Source organism: Acinetobacter stercoris (assembly GCF_900323515.1).
Taxonomy (GTDB): domain Bacteria; phylum Pseudomonadota; class Gammaproteobacteria; order Pseudomonadales; family Moraxellaceae; genus Acinetobacter; species Acinetobacter stercoris.
In genome coordinates this window covers 1-8914 of the sequence record NZ_OOGT01000174.1, presented here as the reverse complement: position 1 = coordinate 8914, position 8914 = coordinate 1, and the positions used below count along the sequence as shown (strand labels likewise).

The 8914-nt window shown below is 37.0% G+C and carries 8 protein-coding genes; 6 read left to right on the top strand and 2 right to left on the bottom strand.

Translation table 11 applies throughout. The annotated features are described in order from the left end of the window. Positions 1-195 precede the first annotated feature (195 nt). Positions 196-615 carry a GFA family protein gene (locus KPC_RS15235; RefSeq protein ID WP_121975215.1) on the top strand — a complete coding sequence of 140 codons (420 nt, stop codon included), beginning with the start codon at positions 196-198 and terminating at the stop codon, positions 613-615. Positions 616-660: 45 nt separating this feature from the next. Here the strand turns inward: KPC_RS15235 and KPC_RS15230 are convergent, their stop codons facing one another. Continuing rightward, positions 661-1896 carry a pyridoxal phosphate-dependent aminotransferase gene (locus tag KPC_RS15230; protein ID WP_121975214.1) on the bottom strand — a complete coding sequence of 412 codons (1236 nt, stop codon included), beginning with the start codon at positions 1894-1896 and terminating at the stop codon, positions 661-663. Between the two features lie 219 nt (positions 1897-2115). On the opposite strand from KPC_RS15230, the gene KPC_RS15225 reads away from it, so the two are divergent. Continuing rightward, positions 2116-2295, top strand: a complete 180-nt coding sequence (locus tag KPC_RS15225) for a hypothetical protein (RefSeq protein WP_121975213.1) — start codon at positions 2116-2118, stop codon at positions 2293-2295. 123 nt (positions 2296-2418) lie between these two features. Here the strand turns inward: KPC_RS15225 and KPC_RS15220 are convergent, their stop codons facing one another. After that, the gene (locus tag KPC_RS15220; protein WP_121975212.1) at positions 2419-3198 is read right to left on the bottom strand and encodes an A1S_2505 family phage non-structural protein; all 780 of its coding nucleotides are present in this window, start codon (positions 3196-3198) and stop codon (positions 2419-2421) included. A gap of 170 nt (positions 3199-3368) precedes the next feature. Between KPC_RS15220 and uvrB the strand changes: the two genes are divergently transcribed. The 4 genes from uvrB (at position 3369) to KPC_RS15200 (ending at position 8911) form a co-directional block, all read left to right on the top strand. Next, positions 3369-5390 (top strand): excinuclease ABC subunit UvrB, encoded by a 2022-nt coding sequence (gene uvrB / locus KPC_RS15215; protein WP_121975211.1) that lies wholly within the window; start codon positions 3369-3371, stop codon positions 5388-5390. 171 nt (positions 5391-5561) lie between these two features. Further along, positions 5562-6167, top strand: a complete 606-nt coding sequence (locus KPC_RS15210; RefSeq protein ID WP_121975210.1) for a lipocalin family protein — start codon at positions 5562-5564, stop codon at positions 6165-6167. 133 nt (positions 6168-6300) lie between these two features. Continuing rightward, positions 6301-7233, top strand: coding sequence for an EamA family transporter RarD (gene rarD / locus KPC_RS15205; protein WP_121975209.1), 933 nt, complete (start codon positions 6301-6303; stop codon positions 7231-7233). A 220-nt stretch (positions 7234-7453) separates the two neighbouring features. After that, positions 7454-8911: a glyceraldehyde-3-phosphate dehydrogenase gene (locus KPC_RS15200; protein WP_121975208.1), complete on the top strand. Its 1458-nt coding sequence runs from the start codon at positions 7454-7456 to the stop codon at positions 8909-8911. Positions 8912-8914 lie beyond the last annotated feature (3 nt).

Genomic DNA, 8914 nt, shown 5'->3' with positions numbered 1-8914 from the left:
TTTTATAACGCATAAAATACTCTGCATATTTTAAGTAATTGTATTTTATTATTTTAATGTATCAATAATTTTTTTTGAATGATGAATGTGTTTCAAAATGTGCTGTTTTCTGATTTGGTATTTTGTCATCACATTTGCATAAAGCTTATTTAAGCTTTTGATTAGATGATAATTTAAATAATATGGAGAATAATGATGAAAGGGCATTGTTTATGTGGGAAGACACAATTTACTGTCGAGATGCTAAATTATGATGTACATGTGTGTCATTGTTCAATGTGCCGTAGGCAATCCAGTGGAATCATGATGACGATTGATATTGTTCCTAACAGTTTAGCCTTCCAAAATGATTCTACACTGAGTATATATGATTCATCTGAGTGGGGAGAGAGAGGCTTTTGCAAAAAGTGCGGTACATCATTATTCTGGCGAATGAAAAATAATGAATATTGCAATGTAAATGTGTTTGCCCTGGATGTTGCTATCGAAGATTTGTATTTAGATAGTGAAATTTATATTGATCATAAACCTGAGTTCTACGCATTCAAAAACCATACAAAGCATATGACTGAGGCTGAAGTTGTAGCTTTGTTTTCTCAGTCAGGGAATGAATAAGTTAAAAAAACCCGCCAATTTAGACGGGTTTTATACTAACGGAGATTATTTTGCAGCTTTTTCAGCTTCAATTGAAGCAATTGCGGCATCTACACCTTCGATAGAATCAGCTGCTTTTTTGATCCGAGCAAGCGCATCTACCAGTACTTCATCAGCAGTTGCATAAGAAATACGCATATAACCACCTAAACCGAATGCATCACCAGGAACAACAGCAACACCAGTTTCTTCAAGCAACCAAGCTGAAAATTCTGTGCAAGATTTTAAACCTTTCGCACGGATTAATGGGCGGATATTTGCATAAGCATAGAATGCACCATCAGCAGGTAGGCAAGTAATCCCTTTGATGTCATTTAAGCCATTTACAACAAGATCATGACGACGATGGAATGCTTCAATCATTGGCTGAAGGACATCTTGTGGGCCATTCAATGCAGCTTCAGCGGCAACTTGCGAAATAGAAGTTGGGTTTGAAGTTGATTGAGACTGGATTTTTTTCATTGCGCCAATCAATTTTGCAGGACCAGCTGCATAACCAATACGCCATCCAGTCATTGCGTATGCTTTAGATACACCATTAAGCACGATAACACGGTCATAAAGATCAGGTGCTACAGTTGCGATGTTGTAGAATTCATCATCCCAACGGATTGGTTCATACATATCATCAGAAGCAACGAATACTTCAGGATATTTGCGAAGAACTTCAGCTAAAGCTTCAAGTTCAGCTTTAGTGTAGATCATGCCAGTAGGGTTAGAAGGACTGTTCAATACAACAAGACGAGTTTTGTCTGTAATTGCAGCTTCTAATTGGGCAGGGGTAATTTTAAAGCGTTGTTCTTCACCGCATTTAACGATAACAGGTGTACCTTCAGCGATGATTACCATATCTGGATAACTTACCCAGTATGGAGCAGGGATGATCACTTCATCACCTTTATTTAACAAAGCTAATGCCAAGTTAAAGAATGACTGTTTACCACCACAAGAAACCAGAATCTGGTTGGCTTGGTATTCAAGGTTATTGTCACGTTTCAATTTGGCAATAATTGCTTTTTTAAGACCTGGCGTACCATCAACAGCAGTATATTTTGTAAAACCGTTGTTAATTGCAGCAATTGCTGCATCTTTGATATGTTGTGGAGTATCAAAGTCAGGCTCACCAGCCCCCAGACCAATAACATTTTTACCAGCAGCTTTTAATTCAGCTGCTTTGTTGGTTACAGCAAGTGTTGGGGACGGCTTGATGGCATTGACACGATCAGAAAGACGTACGTCCACGGCAATATTCCTTCTTATAGGGATTAAAAAATAAAAAGCACATTATCATAGCCTAAAAATGCAGACTCTATTGTTTAAAAAATGAACTAATTAATTAAAAATGACAAATAAATGTATCTTTATAAGAAATTGAAATAAAAACAGTTACGTTTTGCGAACTTTCTCGCATCATTTTATAAAAAACTTTAGAATAGGCAGAAAGTTGTTTGAGTAAATGGTATGAGTAAGCAGCAGCCTACTTCTAAAAAGCCATTGGTAAAGTTACCTTTTCCAATGCCAGCATCTGAACAGAATCAGGATGATGTTGCACATAATCAAGTACGTCCCAAACCTGAAAATTATGCAGATAAGACTTGGCCACCGCCACGTGGTACACGTCGCTCAATGGGTAAAAGATAAAAAACAGGCTTATGCCTGTTTTTTTAAACTTACTTTTGTCGGTATTAAATATTTTTCTAACTATTTGAAAAGTATTCCGTCTAAGGTGCGTTAACTAAAAAGTTAAAAATAGGGTACAGAAAATTATTTCTTTGCTTTATTTGCTGCCTTAGGTGCCAGGAGTTCACGTTTCCCAAGCCATAGGTCGATAATATCCTGCTCATTTAAATGATATAACTCCATAAGTGCCAAAATCACACCACCAAAAATTAATGTATGTTCAGGTGCTAAATCAAAATTTGGCAATTTGGATTTGAGAGTATGTAAAATATCCTGAATCTCAAATTCACGATCACGACCATTACTGTCCGTTGGATACATCGGTGTATTCAATAAAATGGTAACAAGGCTTTTTTCATTATCAGAAAGGTCTAATTTTTCAATGAAACTGTGGTCATCAATTTGCTGAAAGATGTCATCTTGATTGAGTGTTTGAATAAAATGTTGCGTTAGTTTAGGTAATGTACGCTCGACAAAAGGTCGAAATGAGATTGGGAAAATAACATTGTGAGAAATACCTTTGAACATCGGGGCAATTTCTTCAGTTTTATAGCCTGCAACACCACACCCGATGGATGTAATGAAGTATTTCATCTTTGGATGGTTTTTAGTATAAATTTTAAAATCTTCAATATAGTGTTGTATTTGGGAAAGCGGCATTTGTTGCAAATGCTCATTCATGGTAGGAATTGCAAAGCTTTGACCAGCCCATCCACGTCCTACTCCTTTAACTGCTCCAAAGTGTTCCACTGCCATTTTTGCAGCACCACCCGCATGAGTTCCAGCCATATTACTACCAAAAACAAATACTGTATCTTCGGGTAAACTTTTAATAATACTTTCATCATGATAATGGTAAGTCATGGCATTACTTTTCAAGCTGTATGTGATGTTTTATGTTGCATATGAAATCTGATGCGGTCAAGTGAAATATACTTGAATATATGTGATTATACCCAATTAAGAAAAAGTGAAAGATAACGGGCATGACTGAAATCTGTTAAACTTTAGCTAACATATTTATAGGAAAGACAGTGAGCGATAACCAACCTTTTGAACTTGTCACACATTACAAACCTGCTGGAGATCAGCCACAGGCAATTGAAAAGCTCGTGCAAGGTGTAAAAAAGGGGTATCACGATCAACTCTTACTTGGTGTTACAGGGTCTGGTAAGACTTATACCATGGCAAATGTCATATCTCAGTTACAGCGTCCCACGATTGTAATGGCGCATAACAAAACTCTTGCTGCCCAGCTATATGGTGAATTTAAATCATTTTTCCCCAATAACGCGGTGGAATACTTTGTAAGTTATTATGATTATTATCAGCCAGAAGCTTATGTCCCATCCTCAGATACGTTTATAGAAAAAGATGCAGCAATCAATGATCATATCGATCAGATGCGATTATCGGCAACACGAGCCTTGTTAGAAAGACGCGATGCAATTATTGTTGCATCAGTTTCTGCTATCTATGGTTTAGGTGATCCGAACGCCTATATGAGTATGCTATTGCATGTGGTGGAAGGGGATCGCATTAATCGAGATGACATTATTCGTCGTTTGGTAGAAATGCAATATACCCGTAATGAACTGGAGTTTTTACGTGGTACTTATCGTATTCGTGGTGAGATTATTGATATTTTCCCTGCCGAATCTGATCAGCATGCAATCCGTATTGAATTGTTTGATGATGAAGTTGACTCGATTCGCTGGTTTGATCCTTTAACGGGGAAAATGACACGTAAAGTCCCCCGTGTAACGATTTATCCGAAAAGTCACTATGTAACACCAAAGGATAATCTGGAAAGAGCGATTGGAACGATTAAAGAAGAGTTAAAAGAACGTCTAGAATTTTTTAAAACAAATGACAAACTTATAGAGTTACAGCGCATTGAACAACGTACACGTTATGATCTGGAAATGATGCAACAATTGGGGTATACCAACGGTATCGAAAATTATTCACGTCATTTATCAGGTCGTCCTGCGGGTGAAGCACCACCGACATTATTTGATTATGTTCCAGATGACGCATTGTTGATTATTGATGAATCGCATGTCACTGTTCCGCAAATAGGGGCAATGTATAAAGGTGACCGTTCACGTAAGGAAAATCTGGTGAACTATGGTTTTCGCTTACCCAGTGCACTGGATAACCGTCCAATGAAGTTTGAAGAGTGGGCAAGAATTATTCCTTCAACGATTTATGTGAGCGCGACGCCTGCCAACTATGAGCTGGAAAAATCGGAACAGGTTGTGGAGCAGGTTGTGCGACCGACAGGCTTGATTGATCCTGAAATTGAAGTTCGTCCAGTCTTGACTCAGGTTGATGATGTTCTTTCTGAAATTAATATCCGTAAGGAATTAGATGAAAGAGTATTGGTGACTACTTTGACCAAACGTATGGCTGAGGATTTAACATCTTATCTCAAAGAATATGGTGTAAAAGTCGCTTACCTGCATTCAGATATTGATACTGTTGAACGTGTAAAAATTATTCATGAACTCAGAACAGGCATTTATGACGTACTGGTTGGGATTAATTTGCTTCGAGAGGGTCTGGATATGCCAGAGGTTTCTCTGGTTGCAATTTTAGATGCTGATAAAGAAGGTTTTCTGCGTTCCGAACGTTCGCTTATTCAAACCATTGGACGTGCTGCACGTAACGTAAAAGGTAAAGCAATTTTATATGCTGATCGTATTACTGACTCTATGCGTAAAGCGATAGATGAAACAGAGCGTCGACGCAGTAAGCAGATGGAGTTTAATGAGCTGCATGGGATTGTACCACGCAGTGCAGTACGTCAAGCGATCAAAGAAATTGATACGGGTGAAGTTCTGGATGATGAACAAATAGAAGCCAATATTGCTGATCAAGCTCAAGCTTTAACTGCAGATGAACAATATCTGATTGCTGATCCCAAGTTGTTAAGTAAGCATATTTCCAAGCTTGAAAAAGAAATGTTAAAAGCATCTAAAGAACTACAATTTGAGCAGGCAGCTCAGATTCGTGATGAAATCGTCCGTCTCAAAGCGAAGCTATTGCATTAATTTATATTTCACTGATCGTGTTGCTTTATATGTTTTTTGATACATAAAGCAACACGATCAGTTTTAAAAAATACTTTTGATCAGTGATATTTCAGTATATCTTTTATTGTGTATTCATTTTAGAAAAAGATGATTTGGACGAATAAAATTATAAAATTGGCGAGAGGCTAGATGTTAAAAGCATTTTTAAACTTGCAACACTACTGGATAAGGTCTTTAAAGATCAGCTTAGGTGTCTTATTTGCTTTATTTTTGAGCTTTTCTTTTCATGCCTTTGCTAGCGAAAAAACAGAAATTCTGGCTATACCTGAACAGGTCGAGATAGATAAATATTTGGGCGTATGGTACGAAATTGCTCGTAAGCCAGCTGCAATACAAAAGAATTGTGCCAAGAATGCGATGGCAATTTATACCTTTAATGAAAATGGTAATATTGTGATAAATAATCGTTGCCTTGATCAAACTGGTAAATTACAAAATGTTTATGGTGAAGCATTTATTACTAACCCACCCATAAATAGTAAATTTAAAGTCAGTTTTTTGCCTGAATATGTACGCTGGATTCCAGTGATAAGAGGGGATTACTGGATTTTAAAATTAGATCCAGAATATCAGATGGCACTGATTGGTGATCCTGATCGTAAAAATCTTTGGTTAATTGCTAGAACACCAAATCCAGATCCAGTAATGGTGAATCAATATCTTGAGTTTGCCAAATCAGAAGGATATCAACTGGATGATTTGATTCGGACAGTACAGGAACAACCAAAATTATAAAAACTTTTGCAGATGTAAAAGATCTCTCAAAAATAAAAACGTTTATCGTGATGTTATAAAAGCAACTAAATAAAAAGATTTAGATTTAAAGCTGTATATAATGTTCCTGCAATTTGCAGTAATGAGGTGGTTGATGTTCAAAGGCGTAGGATTGTCTGTATTGGCATCAGTCACTTTTGGTATTTTATATTTTTATACCAAACTTTTAAGTGACTTCGATAGTGAACAAACATTTGGTTGGCGCATACTTGCAACCATACCATTTTTAACTTTATTTATGTTTTATAGTGGTGATTTTGCACATATCAAAACCATTTTCCAAAGGATGATTAAAAAGCCTGTACTCATTCTGGCATTGATTACAACCTCTGCTTTAACCTCAGTCCAGCTTTGGTTATTTTTATGGGGACCGATAAATGGACGTGGATTACAGGTTTCTTTGGGATATTTTTTACTCCCTCTGGTTTTAGTTTTAGTTGGTAGTATTTTCTATAAAGAGAAGTTATCTAAATTTCAGCTCATCGCAGTTCTATTTGCAGTTATTGGTGTAGGGCATGAAATTTGGAGATTGGGAAGTATTGCATGGGAAACTGTTGTGGTTGCCATAGGTTACTCGCTTTATTTCTTGCTTCGAAAAAAAATTCACACAGATAATTTGGGTGGTTTTTGGTGGGATATTGTTCTTTGTTTACCTGTTGCTATTTATTTAACTCAGACTGGGGTTGCCCCTTATAGCAAATTCGCTGATTCACCAAGTTTAGGGTTTGTGATTTTAGGGCTGGGACTTTTAAGCGCAATCGGTTTGGGAAGTTATATTTTAGCAAGCCGCTTTTTACCAATGATTTTATTTGGGTTGTTGAGTTATCTGGAACCAGTACTATTGGCAATGGCATCTTTGGCAATGGGGGAAACCATCCGCTCTGGAGAATGGTTGACTTATATTCCAATTTGGTGTGCCGTGGGTGTATTGACTTTAGAAGGGGGGATACATTTGTATCAGCAGCAGAAGAGACATCGGAATTTACAACGTAATATTGAAAAGTTGAATCAACGTCTAGACCAATAAAAAACTGTGTAAGGAATAAATTTGATATTCAAGATGATTTTTTAATCAAAGAGACTAAAATAATTTAAATAATTATTACTATTTTGTAAATTTATAGTGAATATACAAGAAATATTGCATCTACATATCAGCTTTTGATTCAATCTTGATGATAATTCCATTACAATTATGGGGTTTTAAAATTCATGCCTAGATATACATACAAATAGAGGACGTATCTGTGAGCAAAGACACTATCATCGCCCTACACGCAGAGCATCAAGGTCGTTGGAAAAACCGCGAAGAAATCGCGGAACGTATGATTGCTTTAATTGGTCAATTATACCGTGAGAAAAATATTGTCACCTCTGTTTACGGTCGTTCTTTAGTTAACCGTTCAGTTATTCAGATTTTAAAAGCTCACCGTCGTACACGTGTAATGGACGTTGAACTTTCTGTTGTACATACTTTTCCAATTTTAGAAGCTTTAGCAAAAGTTGAAAACATTGGTTCTGCTGAAGTTGACTTAGGTAAACTAGCTGTTGCTTATAAAGAGCAAGGTGGAGATGTAGATGCATTCGTTGCAAACGCTGTAAACTCTTTAGAAGGTCGTCCTGAAGCTGTAGAACCGAAAGACGTTGTTCTTTATGGTTTTGGTCGTATTGGTCGTATTCTTGCACGTTTGATTATCAGTCAATCTGGTCTTGGACGTGGTTTAAATTTGAAAGCAATTGTAGTTCGTAAATCATCTGATGGTGATTTGGAAAAACGTGCTTCTTTATTACGTCGTGATTCAATTCATGGACCATTTGCAGGAACAATTTCTGTAGATGAGGAAAATGAAGCAATCATTGCAAATGGTAACTTCATTAAAGTTATTTATGCATCTAGTCCAGCTGAAGTTGATTACACAGCTTATGGTATTGATAACGCATTAGTGATTGATAACACTGGTAAATGGCGTGATGTTGACGGTCTTGCTCAACATCTTAAATGCGCTGGTGTTGCACGTGTTGTGTTAACTGCGCCTGGTAAAGGCGACATGAAAAATGTTGTATTTGGCGTAAACCAGGCTGACATCCTGGATGAAGATAAAATCATTTCTGCTGCAAGCTGTACAACAAATGCGATCACTCCTGTACTTAAAGTTTTAGATGACAAGTACAAAGTAATCAATGGTCATGTTGAAACTGTTCACTCATTTACAAATGACCAGAACCTGATTGATAACTACCATAAGGCAGATCGTCGTGGTCGTGCTGCGACATTGAACATGGTGATTACTGAAACTGGTGCGGCTAAAGCAGTTGCGAAAGCACTGCCACAGTTACAAGGTAAATTGACTGGTAACTCGGTTCGTGTTCCTACACCAAACGTTTCATTGGCAATCTTGAACTTGACCCTTGATAAAGAAATTGATCGTGAAGAAGTGAATGAATATATTCGCCAAATTTCTATCAACTCTAATCTACAAGGTCAAATCGGTTATACAAATTCAACAGAAGTTGTATCATCTGACTTTATTGGTTCTCGTACGGCTGGTGTATTTGATGCACAAGCGACGATTACTTCTGGTAATCGTTTGACTGCATATGTTTGGTACGATAATGAAGTTGGTTATAGCTGTCAGGTATTACGTATTGCTGAACAAATGTGCGGCGTTAACTATCCAAAAGTTCCTGCTGAAACAAATGCATAATTT